Source organism: Mesorhizobium loti CJ3sym (genome assembly GCF_000472785.1).
Classification (GTDB): domain Bacteria; phylum Pseudomonadota; class Alphaproteobacteria; order Rhizobiales; family Rhizobiaceae; genus Mesorhizobium; species Mesorhizobium loti_E.
Map to the genome: position 1 here is coordinate 171,244 of NZ_AXAL01000010.1, position 23,359 is coordinate 194,602.

Sequence of the window (23,359 nt, forward strand, 5' to 3'; positions counted from 1 at the left end):
GCCTCACCCGCGCCGGGTGGGACGGCTAATTTCAGGACAATGCAAAATGACACAGATCGATACCGCCTGGGGCGCGGGCCCCAGCGCACGCTATGAGACACTGGCCGAACGGTTCCGGCCGATATTTGCTGAGATCGCCGCCGGTGCGGTCGAGCGGGAACTTGGCCGCGAACTGCCGGCAGAAGAGATTGCGAAGTTGAAGCAGGTGGGCCTGGGCGCGCTGCGCCTGTCTGAAGCCGAAGGTGGCCTTGGCGCGACGCTGCCTGAGCTCGCCAATATCCTGATCGAGCTGTCGGCGGCAGACTCCAATATCACCCAGGCGTTGCGCGGCCATTTTGGCTTTGTCGAAGACGTCGTCAACAAGACGGCAGGCGAGAGCCGCAAGCGCTGGGCGGAGCGGATTGCCCGTGGCGAGATCGCCGGCAATGCCTGGACCGAGATCGGCGCAGCCAAACAGGACGTTTTCTCGACCCGCATCTCGAACAAGGATGACAGGCTGGTGCTCAACGGCACCAAATACTACACCACCGGTTCGCTGTTCGCCGACTGGATCGATGTCGGTGCGACAGGGCTCGACGGGCAAGGCATCGTGTTGCAGGTGCGCCGCGACGATCCGGGCGTCAATGTTGTCGACGACTGGGACGGTTTTGGCCAGACGCTGACGGCCAGCGGCACCACGATCTTTACCGATGCCACGGTCGACCCCGGCGATGTCGTCGTCGACGATGACAAGTTCCGCTATGGTGCCGCCTTCTACCAGCTGGTGCATCTTGCCACCCTTGCCGGTATCGGCCGGGCGATAGCCAACGAGACTGCTGCCGCCGTCGCCGCGCGCAATCGCTCCTATACCAATGCCGCCGGCCCGCGCTCGAGCCAGGACCCGCAGGTGCTTCAGGTCGTCGGCCGTATTCGCAGCAACGCCTATGCGGCTGGCGCCATTGTCTTGCAGGTCGCGCAAGCCATCGAACGTGCTTATCAGGCACACTTTGCCGGCGATGCCGAGGCGGAGGAAAAGGCCAACGCGGTCGCCGAACTCGAGACATCGCAAGCGGTGACGGTCGTCACGAATCTGGTTCTTGAGGCGTCGACGATCATCTTCGATGCACTGGGTGCGTCCTCGACCAGGAAGCCGATCGGCCTCGATCGCCATTGGCGCAACGCTCGCACCCTGTCTTCGCACAACCCGCGCATCTACAAGGATCGCATCGTAGGCGACTACGCAGTCAACGGCACACCACCACCCTATCAGTGGCGGATCGGGCGCAGCCCGGTATAAGCCAGTGCATGTCGCCCAAAAGTGGCCTCGGGAGGACGACATGCATGACAACAAGGACCTAAAGCACGTCGCATGGATCCGTTCAGACGCGATGCGCTCCAGCACTTCAGTTGCAGCGGCAACCTCTGCCTGGAGGCGTGGTTCTCGCCTTTCATTACGAGTGTGACAAAGCATAGGCGGGGATGAGGTCGCAGAAGGACAAACGGGCTGACCGATCTGGGACGCAGCCGGGCGCGGATTAAAGCGCTATACACATAGCATCGGAATGATGTGCAATTGGCCAGGCCTGCTGCCGACCGATGGTTTTGATGTGGAGACTTCGATGCGGAAGATGATGCTGGGCTTCGCGGCAATTGCCTTGGTCGCGTGCCAGTCGGCACCTGCGGGACCGCCACCCGCCGAACCTGCGCCGGATCCCGCTACCGTTCCTCCTCAACCTGGCGTGGCTCCGGCCGCCGTTGCTCCGGGTTCGGCAATCATGGATCAATCCGTGACCATCACGCCCCCCGCATCGGGCGTTCCAAAAAAGTACGCGGCCTTTTCGGGCATGTGGGCCGGGCGATTGCAGGGTATGTATGACGCGGAAGTCGCCGTGCAGACGATTGCTGCGAACGGCAATGTGACGGTCACCGTCGCGTGGGGGAAGCTGGGCGACAACAATCCGGGAGAGGCCGCCGGCACGGGAAGGATTTCGGGGACGACGTTGAGGCTTCAGCGCCTGCCGAATGGCGCGGACATCAGTTTTACGATGCTGTCCGAGCGAACCTTGGCCGGAACCTACACGCTTGCCGGCCAGGTCTATACGGGCGACTTCATCAAGCAATGAGCAAAGAAGCCGATCACGGCGCCAGGATTGATAGGTGGCCGTATCTGTCAGGAAGGACTACCCATGGACCTCGACCTTGAAGGCAAGATCGCACTGGTGTCTGGCGGCTCGAAAGGCATAGGGCTCGCTTGCGCAAAGTTGCTCGCGGCGGAAGGCGCAAGGATCGTCATCTGCTCTCGGTCGCAATCCAACATCGATGCCGCCGTTTCGGAGCTTCCCGGAGCCGTTGGTATCGCAGTGGATCTGAGATCGGGCGATGACGCGAAAGAGGCTGTTGAGAAGGTTTTGCGGGACGTCGGTCCGATCGACATCCTTGTCAACAGCGCCGGCGCGGCAAAGCGCACGCCGGTGCAGGAGCTCAGCCCGCAAGCCTGGCGGGCCGCGATGGACGACAAATATTTCCCCTACATCAACGTCATCGATCCGGTGGTCAAGAAGATGGCTGAACGCGGCTCGGGCGTGATCGTCAACATCATCGGCAACGGCGGCAAGGTCGCCTCGCCGGTCCATCTTGCCGGAGGCGCCGCCAACGCGGCGCTGATGCTGGCGACGGTCGGTCTGGCGAACGCCTATGCCGGTCGCGGGGTGCGCATCGTTGGGCTCAATCCCGGCCTAACCCAGACAAGCCGGGTGAGTGAAGGCATGAAAGCCGTTGCGGCAAGCCAGGGGATCAGCGAGCAGGAAGCCCTGCGCCAGGCGACGGACGCCATACCCATCGGCAGATTGGCCGATCCGGTCGAGATCGCATCGGTCGTCACCTTCCTCTGTTCGGCCAACGCGAGCTACGTGACCGGTGTCGTCATCAACATGGATGGTGCGTCGGTCCAGATCGTGGTGTGAAGCGATCGAAGGCCGATCACCAGCGCTGGTGAACGTAGGGCTTGATGTCCTGGTCGTATATCGCCTTCACCTTGGCCATCAACTCAGCGGACAGCGGCGCAAGTTCCGCCGCTTCCGCATTGGAAACCGCCTGCGCCGGATTGCGGGCGCCGGGGATGACAACGCTCACCGCGTCCAACATCAGGATCCAGCGCAGCACGAATTTCTCTTTGGTGGTGTCGCCCGAAACCAGCGGCCGGACGTTCTCGACCGCCGTCGCGGATGTGCGCAGCAATGTCGGCATGGTGCTTCCAGCACTTCAACCTGTTTCCGCACATGACCGTGCTGATGAACTGCATGGCCGGGCCGATGTGGGTCAAGGGCGTTTCGGCGGCGCAAGCGCGCAAGACCGCGCTGCGGTTCCTGGAGCGCGTGCGTAATCTGTTGCTGATCGCGATCATCCGCTCGATCGAGCGCTATCTCATGCGGCACGAAGCACAGGTCCGCCAGGGCGTCTCCACGCCGCGCGTCGACGGATCAGCCGTGGTTTAGTGCTATTCGCGGTCCGTCCGTGGCGGCGGAATACGAGGGGCGGCGGTCTTGCCCGTGCGGGAGAAGGACGTGCGCAAGCGATAACGGTCGCCGGCGTAGCGGATCGTCGAGGACAGCAGCGGTCGGCCGGCCGTATCGACGATGAGCTGGCGCATCACCAGCGTGGATTTGCCGACATCAATATCGAGATGCCGCGCCAGCACAGGATCGGCGTCATGCGCCTCGATCGTGGTTTCGGCGTGCGCCAGGTCGACACCGGCATCGATCAGTAGACCGAACAGCGACGCGTTGCGAAAGTCGATGCGGCTGAGATCGGGAACAAGGCTTGCTGCAAAAAACGAGGTGTCGACGGCCACCGGAACCTGGTCGAGACTGCGGATGCGTTCCAGGTGAAACAGCGCAGCACCGGGCGCGATCGCAAGCTCCTCTGCCTCATCCAGCGAGGCCGGCGCCTGTTGGGCGCGCAACACGTCGGAGGAGGGCGTCAGGCCGAGGCGCCGGGCAGTCTCGCTGAACGATTCCAGCGTGTTGGGAAACTCCTTCGGCACCTTGGCCGAGACATACCAGCCGCGTCCGTGCGACGGCGTCAGCACGCCTTCCTCGACAAGGCTCTGCAGCGCCCGCCGCAAGGTCACCCTTGAGATCGACATGCGCGTGAACAAATCACGCTCGGCCGGCAGGCGCGCGCCCGAGGCAAGCTTGCCGCTGGCGATCTCCTGCAGGATCGCATCGGCGGCTTGCCGCCAGAGTGGCTCCGGTCCGTCCGACTGCAGTGGCGAGCCCTCCATCTCAGTCACCCCTGATCTTTTCCCATACGCCCGTTCGCATCGAACGGTAGCAGGCGTCAATTATGTGGTTGACGATGACGCCGTCCTCGAATGTTTCCAGCGGCGTCGTTCCTGCCGCGAAGTGGTCGACAAAGTGGCGCATCTGTTGCGAAAAGCCATAGGCGCGGGTTTCTTCAGGCACCGGATAGACCCAGCCGGTCTCGGCATCGGCCTTCTCGACGAGATAACCCACCGGCTTCTCGATAAAGCCCCAGACCGGACCGACCGAGGTGTCGGTGACGATACGGCCGGCCGAGCCGACCAGTTCGTGGCGAAGCTGCATGCCGCCTTTCTCGATCCATGAGGATTCGATCGTGGCGAGCTGGCCGCCAGCGAATTTCAACAGCGCGATTGCCGTGTCTTCACCGGTTGTCTTATCACCGTGGACCAGCGTTGCGCCCCACGCCATCACCTCGGTGATCTCATTGTCCTTGCCGAAGAAGTGGCGCGCGCTTTCGACGGTGTGGCAGCCCATGTCGAGCAGGGCGCCGCCGCCGGCAAGCTCGGCGTTCCAGAAATGCGGCGCGTGCGGGCCGGAGTGCGCTTCGCGCGCTCGCATGGTCAAGAGATTGCCGATGCCGCCGGCCTGGATCATCTGATGGGCCTTGGTGATGTTGGGGGAAAACACCGCGCATTCGGCATAGCCGTGCCAGATCCCGGCACTCTGGACGATGTCGAGGATTTCCTGCGCTTCCTTGCCGGTACGCGCCAGCGGCTTGGTGCAGATCACGGCCTTGCCGTGCTTCGCTGCGATCCTGACGGCTTCGAGATGGATTTCATTGGGCAGTGCGATCGCCACCAGCTTGACCGCCGGATCAGCGCACAGTGCGTCGATATCCCTGTGGGCTGTGACCTTGGGGCCCCATTTTTTGGCGAAGGCCGCGGCGCGCTCGAAACTGCGCGACGAGCAGGCGACGAGCTCGGCGTTGCGCACGTCGAGCAGCGAGTCCGCATAGGTCTCGGCAATGAAGCCCGAGCCCAGAATGCCAACACCAATCATCAAATTCCTCCCGGATTTCGGCATCGGTCTGTGCTGCTCAGTCCCGGACAGCGACTGCTTGATGGAAAAGACAACACAATACCACTTGTCACAACTTGTATCAGTAGGTATGGTCCGAGGCAACAGTGCAAAATCGTGAATCCACACGAGGCACCATCTTGAGGGAGAGCAGGACCATGCGTTCCATACGTGTATCGATCCCGCTGGCGGCGACGCTCGGCGTGATGTTTTCAGGCGGTTTCGGTGCCGCGTTTGCCGATCCGGTTACCATCACCTTGAACAGCTGGCGCACCGAGGACATCGCGGTCTGGCAGGACACCGTCCTGCCGGCCTTCGAGGCCAAGCATCCCGACATCAAGGTCGAGTTCGCGCCGATCAACACCAATGAATACAATGCCGCTGTCCAGTCGCAGATCGAAGGCGGCGCCGGTGGCGACCTTATCACCTGCCGCCCCTTTGACGTGAACCGCGAGTGGATCAAGCGCGGCTATTTCGAATCGCTGGAAGGCCTGCCGGGCCTGGCCAATTTCGACAAGACCTCGCGGGCCGCGTGGTCGGGCGCCGACGACAAGGCTTACTGCTTGCCGGTCGCCGCAGTGCTCGCCGGCTTCTACTACAACGCCGACATCTTCAAGGAGCTGGGGCTGAAAGTGCCGACCACCAGCGCCGAGTTCATCGATGTCCTGCAGGCGATCAAGAAGGACGGCCGCTACACGCCGCTGGCCTATGGCGCGGCCGAATCCTGGCAGCTCGCCTATAACGGCCTTTACTCGATCGGCCCCGCCTACTGGAAAGGCGAGGAGGGCCGGCTCGGCCTGATCGACGGCAAGAAGAAGCTGACCGATCCCGAATTCGTCGATGCCATCGCCGCCTTCGCGGCCTGGAAGCCGTTCCTGCCCGCCGGCCAGGAAAGCCTGAACTATGCCGACATGACCCAGCTGTTCACGCTCGGCAAGGCGGCGATCCTTCCCGACGGTTCGTGGGATATCAACCAGGTGACCTCGACCGGCCTCAATGTCGGCGTCTTCGGTCCGCCGGTGCCGAAGGCCGGCGACCAGCGCTACCTCCAGGAAATGCCAGACATGGGCATCGGCATCAACGCCAAGAGCACGCACAAGGAAGCGGCCAAAACTTTCCTTGACTGGATCGCCGGGCCTGAGTTCCAGGAACTCTATGTCAACGCGGCTCCTGGCTTCTTTGCCATGAGCAACAAGCCGGTGACCTACAAGAACAAGCTGGCCCAGGATTTCGCCGATTTGAAGAAGGGCGCCCAGTTGACACCGCGGCTGGCGCTGGATCGGCTGAGCGCCGGCACGCCGCCGCTCGACGACGAGACCTGGCGCCTGCTGCAGGTGATGTTCACCAAGTCCGACGTCACGCCGCAGCAGGTCGCGGCCGAACTCCAGGCCGGCCTCGCCTCCTGGTACGGACCGCAGAAGAAGTAATCCATGAACGCCTCGGGCACACCTTGCCAGTTGGCAAGGTGTGCCCGAAGCTTCCCGGCACGCAGGCATATCCATGCCGGCGTGAATATGAGGTTTTGAGTTGATATCTCCCGCCGCCGCTTATCGAAACCTGCTGCTGTTCGTGCTGCCGGCACTGGCCGTCTATCTGGTCTTTGCCGTGCTGCCGCTGGCGACCTCGATCGTCATGAGCTTCTTCCAGACCAACGGCGCCTCGGGTGATGTCTTTGTTGGCTTTGCCAACTACGAACGCCTGTTCACCCACCCGACCATCAGCGCCCGCTTCTGGAATGCGTTGCTCAACAACATGCAGTATTTCGCCATCCATCTGATCGTCGAAGTGCCGATGGGGCTGCTGCTGGCGGCGCTGCTCACGTCAGGAAAACTGGCGCGTTCGGAAGGCATCTACCGCACCTTGCTGTTCATCCCGGCCACACTGTCGGTGGTGATCGTCGGCTTCGTCTGGCGCCTGATCATCAACCCGCTCTGGGGCCTGGTCGGCTTTCCCTTGCTGGGCACGGAATCGACCGCGCTCACCACGATCTCGCTGATGTCGGTCTGGCAGTATTTCGGCATTCCGATGGTCTTCCTCTACAGCGCCCTGCTGGCGGTGCCCAACGAGCTGGTCGAGGCCGCCAACATCGACGGCGCCGGCGGCTGGACGACCTTCTGGAAGATCAAGTTTCCGCTGATCGCACCGCAGTTCGGTCTGATCGCGATCCTCACCTATATCTGGACGTTCAACGGCTTCGACCTAGTGTTCGCGCTCAATGGATCGGCGCCCGGGCCGAACTATAGCACCGACATTCTCGGCACCTATTTCTACCGCACCTTCTTCGGGTCGAGCGGCCAGCTTGCTGATCTCGATCTGGGTAGCGCGGTTGCAACGGTCATTTTCCTCACGGTGTTGCTGGTGACCGCGGCCTATTTCTGGCTGATCCAGCGCCGCCTGAAATCCTATTCGGTCTAGGAGCTGAGATGAGCGCCCCAGACCTCACCATCCCCGCCGCCCGCCGCCGCCAGGATCGCGAACCCTGGACGGTCGAGCGCATCATTGTGCATGCGCTGCTGATCGTCTTCGTGCTGCTCGCCATCGGGCCGGTGCTGATCGTCATCATCAACTCGATGAAGACGACGCCGGCGATCTTCGGCGGACCGTTCGACCTGCCGACGGCCAAGACCTTCAGTCTCGAAGGCTATAAGCGCGTCTTCACCCGCGGCAATTTCATCGTCAACTACCGCAACAGCCTGGCCGTGACGGTGACGACGATCGTGCTGACCGTGGTGCTGTCGACGCTCGCCGCCTTCGCCGTGGTCGAATATCGCGTGCGGTTTGCGTCGCTGCTCGGCGGCCTGTTCGTGCTCGGCATCATGCTGCCGATAAGGCTGGGCACCATCCCGCTCATCCAGATGATGCTGGCCTGGCGGCTGATGGACACGCTGGCAGCACTCATCCTCGTCTACACCGCCATGAGCATCCCGATCGCGGTGACGCTGATGGTCACCTATTTCCGCACCGTGCCGACCGATCTCAAGGAAGCGGCGCGCATGGATGGGGCGAGCGAGCTGTGCACCTTCTGGATCGTGCTGCCATTGGTCAGGCCGGGCCTCGCCGCTGTCGCGGCACTCACCATGCTGCCGGTCTGGAACGATCTCTGGTTCCCGCTGATCCTGGCGCCAAGCCGGCAGAACCAGACGGTGACGCTTGGCGTGCAGCAATTCGTCGGCCAGTTCATGAACGACTATCCGGCCTTGCTCGCCGCACTGACGCTCGGTGCGGTGCCGCTGGTCCTGCTGTTCACGCTGTTCTCGCGGCAATTCATCAGCGGGCTCAGCAAGGGCTACAGCAAATAGCCGGATCTCCGACAGATTTTAACAAGATCAGACAATTTCGAACTGATGGAACACTGACATGCAGATAGGCACTTACATCCGCCGGCAGCCCGCGACCCTCACCGGTCTCCCCGCCGCCATCGGCGCGGAGCTCGACGGTTTCGCCAGCCTGCGTCAGAAGCCGGAACGGATCGTGCTGCTCGGCACGGGCTCGTCGATGAATGCGCTTCTGGCCGGCGCCGAGGCGCTGGAGGAGGGCACGGGTGCCTCGGTGATCGCCAAGGAGCCGGAAGCCTTCCTGCGCTTGCCGCCCAGGGCGTCGAGCCAGCGCACGTTGGTGCTGGCCGCCTCGCAGTCCGGCATGAGCATCACCACGATCGAGGCGGTGCGCCTGTCGGTCGAGCGAGGGTTTCCCACCCTTGTCATCACCGGCGAGGCCGGCAGCCTGATCACCGAGACCGGCGCCGAAATCATCGTCATGCCGATCGGCCCGGAGACGGTTGGGCCGAAGACCATGGGCTATACCGCCACCGTCATCTCCGTGCTGGCTGTGGCTGCCAAGCTTGCTGGCAAGACGATCGATCTGTCCGGGTTGCTTGCGCAACTGGAGCAGACGGCCGAAACTGGTCTGGCTGCGGCGAAAGACCTGGTCACCCGCTTCGGCGTTCCCGATTACATCCTGGTCGCAGGCCAGGCGACGCATCTCGGCACCGCGCTCGAAGCCTCGCTCAAGATCGCCGAGATCAGCGGCGTGCCGACTGCGGCCTTCGACACCGAGGAGGCCTTGCATGGCCATGTCTATGGCACGACGAACAACAGCCTGGTGATCGCAATCGCGCAGACCGAGACCGAGGCCAAGGTCGCCGCCAATCTCGGTGAGGCGCTGGCCGAACTCGGACCGCGCACGGTGGTCCTCAACCTCTCCGGCCACGCGACCCGCTTTGACCTTGCAGTGAGCTGGCCGACAGCGCCTGATCAGCAATGCCTCGCCGGCTGCTGGGCGCCGATGCCGCTGCAATGGTACGGCTGCGAGCTGGCGATCGCGCGCGGCATCGATCCAGACAAGATGATCTACCCCAACCTCGGACGGCGACTCAACGTGCGCATCCGCAAGGAGGCGTGATGGTAACCGCTGTTGGAATCGACATTGGCGGCAGCCTAGTCAAGCTCGGCGTCGTCGACGGTTCGGGCAAGGTGCTGGCGCGCGGCGCCGTGCCTGTACACCACGACATCGAATTTTCGGATTTGGTCCATCTGGTCACCACCGCCACTGAAGAATTGAGGCGAGCGTTTCCCGACATCACGGCCATAGGCATCGGCGTGCCCGGCACGCCAAATCCCGAGACCGGCATGCTCAACGGCCGCTGCCCGGCGATCCCGGCGCTGCTCAAGGGATCGCTGTCGAAGCTGTTCGCTATTCGCTTTGGTGTGCCGGCCGTTGTCCGCAACGATGCCGTCAGCGCCACCCATGGCGAAATGCGCCATGGCGCCGGTCGTCCGTTCTCGCGCTTCGCGCTGCTGACGCTCGGCACCGGCATTGGCGGGTCCATGGTTATCGACCGCAAGGTCATTGATGGCCCCGACGGGCTGCCGCCGCAATTCGGCTGCATCTCGCTCGACCCGGCCCGCACCGACATCGCCGACCCGGTGCCGGGCATGGTCGAGAACCTGGCCAGCGCCCGCGCGCTGGTCAACCGCTATCGCCAGCTCAAGCCTGACACCGACGCGAAGGACGCCGAAACCGTCGTCGATCTCGCCAAGGGAGGCGACGCGATCGCCCTGCAGGTCGTCGACGAGGTGGCGCGCTGGCTTGGCCAGATGATCGGCATCATGTCGAACATGCTCAACATCGAGGCGGCGATCATCGGCGGTGGGCTGTCGCTGGCCGGTCCATTCTTCATCGATCGCATTGCCAACAACGTCAGGGATTTCGTGTTGCTCAAGCCCGGCCGGCCGCCGGTGATCGCGGCGGCCGAGCACGGCAACGATGCCGGGGTGATCGGCACCGCTGCACTGGCGCTCGACATGTTCGCCCCCACGGCAAAGGAATAGCGCCATGGCCGATCTAGAACTGCGCAAGGTCTCCAAGAGTTTCCAGAACCTGAAGGTCGTGCACGATATCGATCTCGAGATCGCCGAAGGCGAGTTCGTCGTCCTCGTTGGTCCCTCCGGCTGCGGCAAGTCGACGACGCTGCGCATGGTGGCGGGGCTGGACCGGCCGAGTGGCGGCGAGATCCATATTGGCGGCAGGCTGGTCAACAACGTTCAGGCCAGGGATCGCGACATCGCCATGGTCTTCCAGAGCTATGCGCTCTATCCGCAGATGACGGTGGCGCAGAACATGGCTTTCGGCCTGCGCATCCGCAAGGTGCCTGACGCCGAGGTGACGCAGCGCATCGCCCGGGTTGCCGACATCCTCGATCTCAGCGAGCTTCTTCACCGCAAACCGCACCAACTGTCGGGCGGCCAGCGCCAGCGCGTCGCCATGGGCCGCGCCATGGTGCGCCAGCCGAAGGTCTTTCTGTTCGACGAGCCGCTCTCCAACCTCGACGCCAAGCTCAGGGGAAAGATGCGCGCCGAGATTAAGAAGCTGCACCAGATGGTCGCCACCACCACGGTCTACGTAACCCATGATCAGGTCGAGGCGATGACATTGGCCGATCGCGTCGTGGTGATGAACAAGGGCCGCATCGAACAGATCGGGCCGCCCAACGACCTCTACCATGAGCCGGCGAGCCGCTTCGTCGCCGGTTTCATCGGCAGCCCCGGCATGAATTTCTTCAAGTGCAGGCTGGAAGCGCGCGGCGACAGGCTCGCGGTCGTGCTCAGCGATGGCACCGCGCTTGCTGTCCCCGCTGCCCGCACCGCGCGCTATGCCGGCCATGCCGGGCGCGACCTCGAATTCGGCCTGCGTCCCGAGCACATCACCGAGCAGCGCGAGCGGCCCGATACCGTCGACATCAAGGTCCCCGTCGAGGTGGTCGAGCCGATGGGCATGGAGACGCTGCTGCATGTGCTGGTTGCCGGCACGGAGGCAACGGCGCGGATCGACCCCGCAGCGACACCCAGGCCCGGCGAGATGGCAACGCTGTCACTTGGCATGGCCCATATGCACTTGCTCGACCTGAAAACCGGCAGGGTACTCTGAGCGCCACACATTCGCGTGTCGAAAGCGAAAACAATATATTATTTGTTGACAAATATAATTTTGGAGCGAATTTTGAGGCGCGGCACCAGACGGCCGTGATGGCCTTCGGCGCGCCAGGCCGTGTCAACGCAGTCCAGGAATTCGCCGGTCATGATCGACATCCAAAGTGTGTCAAAATCCTTCGTGACCAGGGATGCCGATCCGGTCCACGCGCTGAACGCGGTCAGCCTGGAAATCTACGACAACGAGTTCTTCACGCTGCTCGGCCCGTCGGGCTGCGGCAAGACGACTCTGCTTCGCCTGATCGCCGGCTTCGAGGCGCCAAGTTCAGGCGCCATCCGCATCGCCGGCAGCGATGTCGCCGCCCTGCCGCCGCAGAAGCGGCCGGTCAACACCGTATTCCAGAGCTACGCGCTGTTCCCGCATATGAGCGTGGCCGAGAATGTCGCGTTCGGGCTGGAAATGCAGAACGCGCCGAAAGCGCTGATCGACGAGCGCGTCCGGGAAGCGCTGGAAATGGTGCGGCTTGAAGGCTTCGCCACACGCCGTCCGGCGCAACTGTCGGGTGGCCAGCAGCAGCGCGTCGCGGTGGCGCGCGCGCTGGCGCCCAAGCCGAGCGTGCTCTTGCTCGACGAGCCGCTGTCGGCGCTGGACCTCAAACTGCGCAAGGGCATGCAGAGCGAATTGAAGCGGCTGCAGCGCGAGACCGGCATCACCTTCGTGCTGGTCACCCACGACCAGGAGGAGGCTTTGGCCATGTCCGACCGTATCGCGGTGATGCGCAGCGGCGACGTGCTGCAGGTCGGCACGCCACGCGACATCTACGACAATCCGCAGGACCGTTTCGTCGCCGACTTCATCGGCGAGTCCAACCTTTTGCCCGGTGCAGCCCTCGGTCGGGATCCGGCAAAGACGATCGTCGTTCGGCCGGAGCACATCGTGGTGTCACCGGTCTCGGACGGCGCCAAGGGCCATGCCACGGGCGCGGTCTCGGCCATCACCTTCCTCGGCTCCGACACGCTCTATGAGGTCGTGCTGGAGGAGGGGGCAAAACTGCATTCGCGCTCACGCGGCGGTTCAGCACTTGCAACCGGCGACAGGGTCGTCGTCGACTGGGCTCGGCACCTCGAACGCGAACTGGCGAACTGAGATGGGTCCGAACCGCACCTGGCTCCTGATCGCGCCGGCCATGCTGGTCATCGGCGTCTTCATGGTGCTGCCGCTGTTCCTGGCGGTCGGCTATTCCTTCATGACCGCCAATCCCTATGGTGGCGTCACCGCGCCGGCGACCTTCGATGCCTACCTGCAGTTCCTCTACCAGCGCGACTTCGACGACAGCCTGGTGTTTTCGCCGAGCTACGCGCTGATCATCTTGCGCTCTGTCTATCTGGCGATCGCCACCACCATCATCTGCCTCGTGCTCGGCCTGCCCGTTGCCTGGTACATCGTCTGCCAGACGCCAGAGCGCCGGCGCATCCTGCTGTTCGCAGTCACGCTGCCGTTCTGGATAAACACGCTGATCCGCACCTATTGCTGGATCCTGATCCTGCGTGACGAGGGGCTTGCGAACGGCGCGCTGCGCCATGCCGGCATCATCTCCGATCCGCTGCCGCTGCTCTACAATGACGGGTCGATCCTGCTCGGCCTCGTCTACACTTTCCTGCCCTTCATGGTGCTGCCGATCTATTCGACGCTGGAGCGCATCGATCCAAGGTTGATCGAGGCCGCGCACGATCTCTACGCCGGCCGCGCCGCCGTCTTCCGCCGCATCGTCTGGCCCTTGGCGCGGCCAGGTGCACTGGCCGGCGCCACGCTGGTCTTCGCGCCGGCGCTTGGCTCTTTCCTGGCGCCGGACCTGCTTGGCGGGGGCAAGAAGCTTTTGATCGGCAGCCTGATCCAGATGCAGTTCACCTCCTCGCGCAACTGGCCGTTTGGGGCGGCCCTCTCAACCGTGGTTACGGTCGTCGTGCTCACCGTCTTCGTCATCCGCTCGCGCCGGGTAGAGGAGGAGCGGCGATGAATGGTGCGAAGACTTTCGACTGGCGGCACACGCCCGGCCTGTCGGTCTACACAGCGCTGATCTTCGTGTTCTTCTACGCACCGCTGCTGATCCTGGTGATCTATGCCTTCAACTCGAGCCGGCTGGTCACCGTCTGGGCCGGCTTCAGTTTCAAATGGTTCGTCGCGGTCGCCAACAATGGCGCGATCCGCGACGCTGCCACCAACAGCATCATCATCGCCATCGTCGCCACCATCGCCTCGACGGCCATCGCCACGGCCGGCGCGATCGCGCTGGAACGCGGCCGGCTGCGCTTCGGGCGCGGTGCTGCGACCGCCCTGATCGCGATGCCGCTGGTGGTGCCGGAGATCGTCGTGGCGATCACCACGCTGATCTTCTTTTCCGGGCTCGGCATGCATCACGGGCTGATCAATCTGATGATCGCCCACACCGTCTTCTGCATCCCGTTCGCGCTGCTGCCGATCCAGGCGCGGCTGCGCGACATGGGCGGCACGCTGGAGGAGGCGGGACGCGACCTCTATGCCGATGAGTGGCGGCTGTTTCGCCGCGTCACGCTGCCCTTGCTGCTGCCGGCGATCTCGGCCGGAGCCATCATGGCCTTCGTCGTCTCGCTCGATGATTTCCTGATCTCGATGATGGTGTCGAGCGCCGGCTCGACCACGCTGCCAGTCTACATCTACGGCATGATGCGGCTTGGCGTGACGCCGGAGGTCAACGCCATCTCCACCATCCTGCTTGCCGTTTCCATCGTCTTCGTCGCCGCGGCCCTGCTCGTCGGACGGCGCAACAGATTTGCCTGACCATGATCCCGAAAAGTGGGAACCGGTTTTCGGAAAAGATCATGGTCGAACCAGAAGCCCAAAAAAGAAACCACAGGAGAACGACTATGACCAAATGGAAGGAAGGATTTTCGTCACTGGCCTTGGCCGCTGCCATCCTCGGGGCGATCACCACCACCGTACTCGCCGATGCCGGCGAACTGCACATCTACAACTGGACCGACTACACGTCGGACGAGATGATCAAGAAGTTCGAGGCCGAGACCGGGATCAAGGTCACCATCGACACCTACGATTCCAACGAGACCGCGCTCGCCAAGCTGAGCTCCGGAGCCGCCGGCTACGATGTGATGATCATCAGCAACGATTTCGTGCCGATCTTCGTCAAGCAGAAGCTGTTCCAGGAAGTCGACGCGGGCGCGATGCCGAATTTCAAGAATGTCGATCCGAAATGGCAGCACCGGCCGTGGGATCCGGACGCGAAATACACTGTGCCATGGGTGTGGGGTACCACGTCCTATTCCGTCGACACGGCCGTCTACAAAGGTCCGACCGACAGCTTGAAGCCGCTGTTCGATCCGCCGGCGGAACTCAAGGGCAAGGTCGGCATGTTCGGCTCGCCGACCGAAGTGATATCGCTGGCGCTGGTTTATCTGGGCAAGGACCAGTGCAACAGCAATCCGGCCGATTTGAAGGAACTCGACGCCTTGCTCGAGGCGCAGAAGCCGTTCGTGAAAGTCTATAATTCGGACGGCATCGTCGAACGCCAGGTCGCCGGCGAAACGGTCATGCATGAGCAATGGTCAGGCAAGGCGCTGGCCACACGCCAGCAGAAGTCGACGATCAAATACGTCTACCCCAAGGAAGGCGCTGTCGGCTGGATGGACAATGTCGCCGTGCCGACGACGGCTCCCAATCTCGACAATGCGAAAAAATTTCTCAACTTCCTGATGGACCCCGAAAACATCGCGCTGCAGCAGAAATACACCGGTTATCAGAGTGCGATCGCCGGATCGAACAAGCTGCTGGCACCGGACATCGGCGGCTCGCCGGAGTTCAACCCGCCTGCCGATCTCAAGATCACCTTCGCGCCGTCATGCGACGAGAAGGCGATCCGCGCCTATGACCGGATCTGGACCAATCTGCGCCAGTAGGCGCAACGCAAGACGCCGCCCGTTTGCACGGGCGGCGTCTTGTTTCCTGTGCGAGGAATTCCAATGAAACGCTATGCCCGCTCGATCGTCTTGCGCGCCGGTAGGTCGTCGGCTTCGGCTGCCAGCAGGATGTCGGTGGTGACAGCCAGATGCGCCGCCAGCAATTCGGCTGCCTTTTCGGCATTGCGGTCGAGCACGGCGGCGGCGAGGTCCTGATGTTCCTTGCTGATGTTGCGGGCTTTTGGCGCCAGCGAGACCGAGCGGCGGCGATAGCGCTCGCTCTGGTCGTAAAGCTGGTCGCGAAGGCGCAGCAGCCAGCGGCTGTCGCAGCCGCCGACCAGCGCCTTGTGGAAGGCAGCGTGCGCGGTCGCCCATTCGTCGCTCGAGTGCACGGGATCGTCGGGCGTGTGCTCGGGCGTGCGCGACAGACGGTGGAGTGCCGCGACCAGCTGCGATTCCCAGGCGACATCGCCGACCTCGATGGCTCGGCGGATGCACAAGGTCTCGATCTGGATGCGCGTCTTGGTGAGGTCAAGCAGGTCCTCGGCCGAGATCGGGGCGGCGCGAAAGCCGCGCTGCGGCTCGGCCACGACAAGGCCTTCGGACGTCAACCGCGACAGCGCCTCGCGGATGGCGCCAAGGCTGACCGACAGCCTGTCGCAAAGTTCCTGGACCTTGAGCCGGCTGCCGGGCGCGATCCGGCACGACAACAGGTCGGCGCGCAGATCCTCATACGCGCCCTGGGTGAGATTGATCGAGCCGTCCTTAGCCATTCGTTTGCCTGCGGGCGAATCCGTCCTTCGAGGGGCCTTGATACATTATCCCAGCCAAAAGTTGGAATGCAAAATAATATATTCTCTGTTGACAGATATATAATTTCTCAACAAAGTCCAGCCTTCACAAGCGAGGAAGTGGCCAGTGCGATTTGCAGCCTATAAGTCGTCGCGGGGACCTGGGCTGGCGATTGCCTTGCCGGCAGGTGAGTTCCGCGGCATCGACACCAGCGATGCGACGTTCCCGGGATGGCTGGACGAGCTGATTGCCGAAGGGTCGCAGGCGCTGCACGCCGCCGGCGAGAAGCTGGCCTGCGGGCGCAAGATCGATGCGAAATCCGTCGAATGGCTGCCGCCGATCTCGAGGCCCGGCAAGATCATCTGCGTCGGCCTCAACTATGTCGACCATTCGATCGAGAGCGGTTTCGTGCCGCCGACCTATCCGACGTTGTTCGCCCGCTTCTCGACGAGCCTGATCGGCCATGGCGCGGCGATCCGCCGGCCGGAAGCCTCGGTCCAGCTCGACTACGAGGGCGAGATGGTGGCGGTCATCGGCAAGACCGGCCGCCACATTGCACGGGCCCAGGCGCTCAGCCACGTCGCTGGCTACTCCATCTTCAACGACGGCTCGATCCGCGACTTCCAGACCAAGGCGCCGCAGTGGACCGTCGGCAAGAATTTCGACGGCACCGGGTCGTTCGGACCGGTCTTCGTCACTGCGGACGAGTTGCCGCCGGGCGGCAAGGGCCTGCGCATCCAGACGCGGCTGAACGGCCAGGTCGTGCAGAACGCCTCGACCGACGACATGATCTTCGATGTCGCCTCGCTGATCTCGATCATCAGCGAGGCCATCACGCTGGAGCCCGGCGACATTATCGTCACCGGCACGCCATCCGGCGTCGGCGTGGCGCGCAAGCCGCAGCTGTTCATGAAGCATGGCGATGTCTGCGAAGTCGAACTGGAAGGCGTCGGCATCCTGTCCAATGTCGTTGCCGACGACGTCGCCGCAGCGCACGCCGTCAACCAATAACCCCCGCCAACTCCGAAGGGACGAAGTCATGACAAGAGTGATGTTTCGAAATGCCATGATCTGGGACGGCACGGGCGCTGACGCCTATCCGGCCGATCTGCTGGTCGACAATGGCCGCATCGTCACCATCGCGCGCACGCCTGGACAATTGTCGGGCGACAGCGCGACGACGGTCGAATGCCGCGGTATGACGCTGATGCCGGGCCTCGTCGAAGGCCATGCCCACATCTCGTTTGGCGGCGCGATCAAGGATTCCGATCTCGGCCTGATCCCGCCCGAGGAGCATCTGCTGCTCACCATGCGCAATGCCAAGACCCTGCTCGACCATGGTTTCACCAGCGCCTACAGCGCCGCCACCTCGAAGCTCAGGCTCGACATCGTCATCCGCAACGAGATCAATGCCGGCCGCCTGCCGGGACCGCGCATCCGCGCCGGCAGCCCCGAGATCACCGTCACCGGCGGCCTCGGCGACGAGCGCCAGCAGCACATGTACCACGAGAGCTTCGGCATGATCGCCGACGGCGTCGAGGAAATCACCAAGGCTGTGCGGCTCTGCTGCCGCGAAGGCGCCGACAACATCAAGATCAACATCTCCGGCGATGATCTCAGCCCCGCCGCCCATGGCGGCCTGACCGTGATGAGCGAAGCCGAGGTGATGACGGCGGTGTCGGTGGCACGCGACTTCGGCAAGAAGATCAACTGCCATGCCCGCGCCGCCGGTTCGGTGAAGCGCGCGGTGAAGTGCGGCGTCGACGTCATCTACCACTGCGAATCCGCCGACGAGGAAGCGCTCGACGCGCTGGAATCGGCCAAGGACCGCATCTTCGTCGGCCCGGCCATCGGCATCATCTACGGCACGCTTTATGAGGGCGAGCCCTTCGGCTTCACCCATGAGATGGCGGTGAAGTTTGGCATGCAGCGCATTCTTGACGACAGCCGCAAGGTCTACACCGAACTGCGCAAGCGCGGCGTGCGCGCGCTGATCGGCGGCGACTATGGTTTCGCGCAGACGCCGCAAGGCACCAACGCGCGCGACTTGAAGCATTTCGTCGACCTGTTGGGCTATTCGCCCAGCGAAGCGCTGCAATGCGGCACGCGGCTCGGCGGTCAGGTGATGGGCCTCGGCGACGAACTCGGCATGGTCAAGGAGGGCTTCATCGCCGACCTCTTGCTGGTCAATGGCGACCCGCTGAAGGACGTCGACATGATGGTGCATGAGAAGAACCTCATCGTCATCATGAAGGATGGCGAGCTCTACAAGGACCAGTCGGCCTCGGTCGCTTCGCAGCGGCAAGCGGCCTGATCGGCAGTCTAGCCATCATGCAGCCCGTGGTTCCGATCGATGTCGACGAGACGACCGGCATCTGGCGGACCGACGGGCTGCCCATGGTCTATTTGCCCAGGCATTTCCTGGTGAACAACCATCTCGCTGTCGAGGCTGCTCTCGGCCGCGAGGCCTACCGCGCGAGCCTGCGTCGGTCGACGGCGAAGTCGGCCATCGAATGGTGCGAGGCGCAGGTGCGCGGCAAGGGCCTCGACGCGCAAGCGACGTTCCGCCACTATTTCCAGCGCCTGTCGCAGCGCGGCTGGGGCCAGTTCTCGATCGATACGCTCGATGTCGCCGCCCGGCGCGGCAGCATCAGCCTGCGCAACTCGATCTTCGCGCTGGAGGCCGGGCAGGCGAGCGACCAGCGCGCCTGCTATATGTTCGAAGGCTTTGTCACCGGCGCCTTCTCGTTCCTTCTCGGCATCGCGGATGCGACGGCAGTCGAGTGCGAAGAGACATATTGCGCCTGCGGTGGCCGCCACGACCATTGCCGGTTCGATTTTGCCGCCAGACTGTAGGTGTCGCCGGTTCTAGTTGGTCTTCAGCTTGCCAACGCGGTTCTCGGCGATCCAGCGAGCGGCGAGCACCAGCGCGCCCATGCTGAAATCCTTGCCATGCTTGGCCACCATCTCTTCCGACAGCTCGGCCAGCCGTTCGAAGAAGCCGCTTGAGTTCGGTTCGTCCTCAGCCCCCTCGAAATGAGCAGCCAACGCTTCCGCGATGGGCTGTCCTCCCGCAAAATCCTTGTGCCAGACGACAGTCAGCCTCAGAACCGACATTTGAGCCCTCGAACCGGAACATGCGGCGTGCGCCTGCAGCGTTTTTGGCGCCGACGGACCGATCGTACCGCTCTCCGGCTCGGCGGTCGATGCGCAATTTGCAAAGTCCGAAGTGTCTCGCCGTCATCAGATTTATATACTGAGTACATATTTATATTGACATTTCGCCAATGGCATGAAAGTTCTGTACTTAGTACATATTGGAATGAGGTATATGAATAATCGCATTGATGTTGTGGTGGTCGGGGCCGGTCCTGTTGGGCTGCTGACGGCCATCGAACTGACTTTGGCCGGTGTGCGCGTTCTCGTGCTGGAGCGTCTGGCCGCAGCCAGCATGGCCAGCAAGGCCATGGGCATCGGACCGCTTGGATGCGAAGCGTTGCAGCGGCGCGGGATGGCTGCTTCCATCGCCGCGGCGGAGGCACGCACCTTTGCGGCGATAAAGCAGTTCACGCAGCAGACCGGCGGCCCGGATTTGCGTGGTCGAGGGTCGAAATTCACCGGCCATTTCGCCGGACTGTCCCTCATCCGAAAGGACGCGCAGAATGAGCCGGAACGGCGTGCCCGCCCTGTGGATCAGCAGGCCGTCGAAGCCATGCTGGCCGACCGCGCGCTATCTCTGGGCATCGAGGTTCGTCGTGAGTGCGATGTGACGAACTTCGTCCAACAGGAGGACGCAGTCGACGTGGAATGGGTTTCTCCAGCGGGCGCGGGCCATAGTCGCTGCAGCTACCTCATTGGGTGCGACGGCGGGCACAGCTCCGTCCGCAAGATGGCCGGCTTTGAATTCCCCGGCACGGCGCCGACAATGACGATGTACCAGGCGGTCGCCGACATCGACCATCCCGAACGCCTGCTGCCCAGTGGCTGGCATCGCACATCGGGTGGCGTGTTCTCCTACGGACCGTTTCCCGGCCGATTGGTGATGCTGGACTTCAGCGGTCCGGCTGAAGACCGGCAGGCGACGGTCACGGGCGAGGAAATCGAAGCCGTCTTGCGCCGTGTCAGCGGAGCCGATGTCCGCGTGAAGGCGCTCGAAAGCGGCAGCCGATGGACTGACAACACACGGCTCGCCGACAGCTACCGCCGAGGCAGGGTGCTGCTTGCCGGTGACGCGGCACATGTCCATACGCCGTTCGGCGGCCAGGGCCTGGGCCTCGGGCTTGTGGACGCCGCGAATCTCGGCTGGAAGCTCGCCGCCGTCATTCGCGGCGAAATGCCTGACAGCCTGCTCGACACCTACACGACGGAGCGGCGGCCCATCGCCGAAGCCGTCCTGGCCAACACACTTGCCCAGATGGCCATCATGCGGCCCGATCCGCAAGCGGGAGCGATACGCGACATCGTCGCCAAGCTCATGCAGTTCGATGACGTCAACCGGTTCATCGGCGAGATCATGAGCGGCCTGTCCATCCGCTACGATCTCGGCTCGAAGCGCGACGATGTCGGCCGGCTGATTGGTGACAGGCCGGTCCGACGCGGCGATGCGAACGTCTCGCTTTACGATCTCATGCAGGACGGCATGGGCGTTCTTCTCGACGCCTCAGGCGATGGCAAGGCATCCGGGCTTGTTGCGGCCAGCACGCAGAGGATACGTTGCATCGCCGTCGAGGAGGGGCCTTCGATGCTGATCCGCCCGGATGCCTGCATCGCCTGGGCCGGCGAGGAGACTGATGGATTGTACGAAGCACTCCGTCGCTGGTTCAACCCGGCTCTGGATGACGGGTCGCGACCCGAATAGGGATCATTTCTGCCGCTGCCCACTCTTCGGTCGGCAAAGGAGCCTCTAACCATGGTCCAATCCATCCGGGTTGCCGTGATCCCGACCGATGCCGTAGACAGGCGGCCGTGAAGGCGTTTGCAATGGCGGAGAGAAACACATGTCGGACCAGATGAAGACCATCTCCTCCGCTAGGTCGCATGGCGGCGTGCAGGGCGTCTATTCCCACGCTTCGCAGGCCTGCGCCTGCGACATGATTTTCGCCGTCTTCGTGCCGCCGCAGTCCCGTGAAAAACCTTGTCCTGTCGTGTGGTATCTCTCCGGCCTCACCTGCACCCATGCCAATGTCATGGACAAGGGCGAGTACAGGCGCATGGCGGCCGAGCTTGGCTTGATCATTGTCTGCCCCGACACCAGCCCGCGCGGCGCCGATATACCCGACGAGAAGGACAATTGGCAGTTTGGCAGCGGCGCCGGCTTCTACGTCGACGCGACGCAAGCGCCTTACGCTGGGAATTATCGCATGTATTCCTACATCACCGAGGAATTGCCGGCGCTGATAGCGCGGGAATTTCCGGCCGACATGACGCGCCAGGGGATCTTTGGCCACTCGATGGGCGGGCATGGCGCGCTGACGATCGCGCTCAAGAATCCCGAGCGCTTCAAAAGCTGCTCGGCCTTCGCGCCGATCGTGCAGCCAAGCACCGCCGGTTGGTCGCGGCCGGCCCTCGAAAAATATCTTGGCGCGGACGAGGCATCATGGCGGGGCTACGATGCCACCTTGCTCATCCAGGATGGCCACCGCTTCCCCGAGCTTTTCGTCGATCAGGGAACGTCGGACGGATTTCTCAAGGACGGGCTGAAGCCCTGGCTTCTGGAAGCGGCCTGCGCCAAGGCCGGCATTGCGCTGACCCTGCGCATGCAGGACGGCTACGACCACTCGTATTTCTTCATTTCGACATTCATGGACGACCATCTGAGATGGCATGCCCAAAGATTGTCTGACGGCGCGTAGGTTCCTGCGATCCTGCCCGGTTCTCTGCGATCGACCGGGCCGCGGGTGCCGGCCCGCGCGCCCTTGCTGATAATCCTGCGGCTTTTTAGTCCCGCAGCAGGTCGAACATCAGCTTGAAGAAACGATCGGCGTCGACCTCGTGGGCGATGCGGGCATTGTCCTTTTCGCCGCGCTCGTTCCAGAAATCGGCAACCGTCGCGCCAAAGGCATAAGTACCGGACAGATCGACGCCGATATGGGCCGGGCGCGTGCGCACCAGTGTCGGATCGATGGCCAGCGCCAATGCCAGCGGATCGTGCATGGCGCCGCCAACGCCCATCGAGTTGCGGTGCAGCTTCTCGTAGAACAACAGCCAGTCGTTGACGAGCTTGCCGAGCGGCGTGTCGATGGTGGCGAGTTCGGCGTATTGCGGCGCTTCGATCAGCACCTGCATGGTGACGTCGAGGCCGACCATCAGGATCGGCACGCCGCTGTCCAGCACGATCTTCAGCGCTTCCGGATCGCAGAAGGCATTGAACTCCGTCGGCGTGATGATCTCGCTCTTGCGGTAGAACACGCCGCCCATCCAGATCAGATCCTTGATCTTGGGCAGCACGTCGCGATGCTTGAGGATCATCAGGCCGATATTGGTCAGCGGGCCGGTGGCGACGACCAGGATCGGCTCGGGCGAGGCGCGGAGCTTGTCGGCAAGAAAGTCTACCGCGTGCTGGTCAACCGGCTTGATCGTGGCCTGCGGCAGATAGGGCGAACCTTCCAGGCCGCTCGGGCCGTCGGCGGTGCCGAGCACCAGCGGCCGCGCCAGCGGACGGTGGCACCCTTGAGCGACAGGCACGTCGCCGGCGCCGATATATTCGAGGATGCGCAGCGCATTGGCGGTCGTCTTCTCGACCTCGGCATTGCCGCAGGTGGTGGTGACGCCGAGCAATTCGATGGCTGGTGAGCGATGCGCCATGACCAGCGCAATGGCGTCGTCGTGGCCGGGGTCGCAGTCGAACAGGATGGGAGTTGCAATGGTCAT

The 23,359-nt window shown here is 63.2% G+C and carries 23 protein-coding genes and 2 pseudogenes; 19 read left to right on the forward strand and 6 right to left on the reverse strand.

The window, feature by feature from the left end:
* Window positions 1–46 precede the first annotated feature (46 nt).
* From A3A9_RS0115630 to A3A9_RS0115640, 3 genes are all read left to right on the forward strand, one after another.
* A complete protein-coding gene (locus tag A3A9_RS0115630; protein WP_027059620.1) occupies window positions 47–1,276 on the forward strand; it encodes an acyl-CoA dehydrogenase family protein in 1,230 nt (409 codons plus the stop codon).
* A gap of 322 nt (window positions 1,277–1,598) precedes the next feature.
* Window positions 1,599–2,102, forward strand: a complete 504-nt coding sequence (locus A3A9_RS45740) for a hypothetical protein (RefSeq protein ID WP_245279044.1) — start codon at window positions 1,599–1,601, stop codon at window positions 2,100–2,102.
* Between the two features lie 63 nt (window positions 2,103–2,165).
* On the forward strand, window positions 2,166–2,942 hold the full coding sequence (locus A3A9_RS0115640; protein ID WP_027059622.1) for an SDR family NAD(P)-dependent oxidoreductase: 777 nt from the start codon (window positions 2,166–2,168) through the stop codon (window positions 2,940–2,942).
* A gap of 16 nt (window positions 2,943–2,958) precedes the next feature.
* Here A3A9_RS0115640 and A3A9_RS0115645 read toward each other — a convergent pair.
* A pseudogene (locus tag A3A9_RS0115645) lies at window positions 2,959–3,195 on the reverse strand (aldo/keto reductase); the annotation flags it as partial.
* 1 nt (window position 3,196) lies between these two features.
* On the opposite strand from A3A9_RS0115645, the pseudogene glnQ reads away from it, so the two are divergent.
* A pseudogene (gene glnQ / locus A3A9_RS46305) lies at window positions 3,197–3,359 on the forward strand (glutamine ABC transporter ATP-binding protein GlnQ); the annotation flags it as partial.
* Window positions 3,360–3,475: 116 nt separating this feature from the next.
* Here glnQ and A3A9_RS38875 read toward each other — a convergent pair.
* Both A3A9_RS38875 and A3A9_RS0115660 read right to left on the reverse strand, forming a co-directional pair.
* Complete coding sequence (locus A3A9_RS38875) at window positions 3,476–4,261, reverse strand: GntR family transcriptional regulator (protein ID WP_051370934.1); 786 nt, start codon at window positions 4,259–4,261, stop codon at window positions 3,476–3,478.
* A gap of 1 nt (window position 4,262) precedes the next feature.
* A complete protein-coding gene (locus tag A3A9_RS0115660) occupies window positions 4,263–5,300 on the reverse strand; it encodes a Gfo/Idh/MocA family protein (protein ID WP_027059625.1) in 1,038 nt (345 codons plus the stop codon).
* Window positions 5,301–5,476: 176 nt separating this feature from the next.
* On the opposite strand from A3A9_RS0115660, the gene A3A9_RS0115665 reads away from it, so the two are divergent.
* From A3A9_RS0115665 to A3A9_RS0115715, 10 genes are all read left to right on the forward strand, one after another.
* A complete protein-coding gene (locus A3A9_RS0115665) occupies window positions 5,477–6,745 on the forward strand; it encodes an ABC transporter substrate-binding protein (RefSeq protein WP_033838577.1) in 1,269 nt (422 codons plus the stop codon).
* 100 nt (window positions 6,746–6,845) lie between these two features.
* Window positions 6,846–7,733, forward strand: a complete 888-nt coding sequence (locus A3A9_RS0115670) for a carbohydrate ABC transporter permease (RefSeq protein WP_051370935.1) — start codon at window positions 6,846–6,848, stop codon at window positions 7,731–7,733.
* An 8-nt stretch (window positions 7,734–7,741) separates the two neighbouring features.
* Complete coding sequence (locus A3A9_RS0115675; RefSeq protein ID WP_051370937.1) at window positions 7,742–8,617, forward strand: carbohydrate ABC transporter permease; 876 nt, start codon at window positions 7,742–7,744, stop codon at window positions 8,615–8,617.
* A 58-nt stretch (window positions 8,618–8,675) separates the two neighbouring features.
* A complete protein-coding gene (locus A3A9_RS0115680) occupies window positions 8,676–9,719 on the forward strand; it encodes an SIS domain-containing protein (RefSeq protein ID WP_027059629.1) in 1,044 nt (347 codons plus the stop codon).
* Window positions 9,719–10,648, forward strand: a complete 930-nt coding sequence (locus A3A9_RS0115685; protein ID WP_027059630.1) for an ROK family protein — start codon at window positions 9,719–9,721, stop codon at window positions 10,646–10,648. The genes A3A9_RS0115680 and A3A9_RS0115685 overlap by 1 nt, the downstream gene beginning before the upstream one ends.
* Window positions 10,649–10,652: 4 nt before the next feature.
* Window positions 10,653–11,744 (forward strand): ABC transporter ATP-binding protein, encoded by a 1,092-nt coding sequence (locus A3A9_RS0115690; protein ID WP_027059631.1) that lies wholly within the window; start codon window positions 10,653–10,655, stop codon window positions 11,742–11,744.
* Between the two features lie 150 nt (window positions 11,745–11,894).
* Window positions 11,895–12,893, forward strand: a complete 999-nt coding sequence (locus A3A9_RS0115700) for an ABC transporter ATP-binding protein (RefSeq protein ID WP_027059632.1) — start codon at window positions 11,895–11,897, stop codon at window positions 12,891–12,893.
* A gap of 1 nt (window position 12,894) precedes the next feature.
* On the forward strand, window positions 12,895–13,764 hold the full coding sequence (locus tag A3A9_RS0115705; protein ID WP_027059633.1) for an ABC transporter permease: 870 nt from the start codon (window positions 12,895–12,897) through the stop codon (window positions 13,762–13,764).
* Window positions 13,761–14,564 carry an ABC transporter permease gene (locus A3A9_RS0115710; RefSeq protein ID WP_027059634.1) on the forward strand — a complete coding sequence of 268 codons (804 nt, stop codon included), beginning with the start codon at window positions 13,761–13,763 and terminating at the stop codon, window positions 14,562–14,564. The genes A3A9_RS0115705 and A3A9_RS0115710 overlap by 4 nt, the downstream gene beginning before the upstream one ends.
* A gap of 86 nt (window positions 14,565–14,650) precedes the next feature.
* Window positions 14,651–15,697 carry an extracellular solute-binding protein gene (locus A3A9_RS0115715; protein ID WP_063827780.1) on the forward strand — a complete coding sequence of 349 codons (1,047 nt, stop codon included), beginning with the start codon at window positions 14,651–14,653 and terminating at the stop codon, window positions 15,695–15,697.
* A 71-nt stretch (window positions 15,698–15,768) separates the two neighbouring features.
* On the opposite strand, the gene A3A9_RS38880 is transcribed toward A3A9_RS0115715, so the two are convergent.
* Window positions 15,769–16,470, reverse strand: coding sequence for a GntR family transcriptional regulator (locus tag A3A9_RS38880; RefSeq protein ID WP_033838578.1), 702 nt, complete (start codon window positions 16,468–16,470; stop codon window positions 15,769–15,771).
* Window positions 16,471–16,615: 145 nt separating this feature from the next.
* On the opposite strand from A3A9_RS38880, the gene A3A9_RS38885 reads away from it, so the two are divergent.
* Genes A3A9_RS38885 through A3A9_RS0115735 form a run of 3 tightly spaced genes read left to right on the forward strand, consistent with a single transcriptional unit; the run spans window position 16,616 to window position 19,345 of the window.
* On the forward strand, window positions 16,616–17,500 hold the full coding sequence (locus A3A9_RS38885) for a fumarylacetoacetate hydrolase family protein (RefSeq protein ID WP_033838579.1): 885 nt from the start codon (window positions 16,616–16,618) through the stop codon (window positions 17,498–17,500).
* Window positions 17,501–17,528: 28 nt separating this feature from the next.
* Window positions 17,529–18,803, forward strand: a complete 1,275-nt coding sequence (locus A3A9_RS0115730; RefSeq protein WP_027059636.1) for a metal-dependent hydrolase family protein — start codon at window positions 17,529–17,531, stop codon at window positions 18,801–18,803.
* A gap of 17 nt (window positions 18,804–18,820) precedes the next feature.
* Entirely contained in the window at window positions 18,821–19,345 is a 525-nt protein-coding gene (locus A3A9_RS0115735) for a 4-vinyl reductase (RefSeq protein ID WP_027059637.1), read from the forward strand.
* 12 nt (window positions 19,346–19,357) lie between these two features.
* On the opposite strand, the gene A3A9_RS0115740 is transcribed toward A3A9_RS0115735, so the two are convergent.
* Window positions 19,358–19,606: a hypothetical protein gene (locus A3A9_RS0115740; protein ID WP_245279045.1), complete on the reverse strand. Its 249-nt coding sequence runs from the start codon at window positions 19,604–19,606 to the stop codon at window positions 19,358–19,360.
* A gap of 214 nt (window positions 19,607–19,820) precedes the next feature.
* On the opposite strand from A3A9_RS0115740, the gene A3A9_RS0115745 reads away from it, so the two are divergent.
* Both A3A9_RS0115745 and fghA read left to right on the forward strand, forming a co-directional pair.
* A complete protein-coding gene (locus A3A9_RS0115745; protein ID WP_027059639.1) occupies window positions 19,821–21,347 on the forward strand; it encodes an FAD-dependent oxidoreductase in 1,527 nt (508 codons plus the stop codon).
* A 139-nt stretch (window positions 21,348–21,486) separates the two neighbouring features.
* Window positions 21,487–22,341 (forward strand): S-formylglutathione hydrolase, encoded by an 855-nt coding sequence (fghA, locus tag A3A9_RS0115750; protein ID WP_027059640.1) that lies wholly within the window; start codon window positions 21,487–21,489, stop codon window positions 22,339–22,341.
* 85 nt (window positions 22,342–22,426) lie between these two features.
* On the opposite strand, the gene A3A9_RS0115755 is transcribed toward fghA, so the two are convergent.
* Complete coding sequence (locus A3A9_RS0115755; RefSeq protein WP_082222103.1) at window positions 22,427–23,359, reverse strand: nucleoside hydrolase; 933 nt, start codon at window positions 23,357–23,359, stop codon at window positions 22,427–22,429.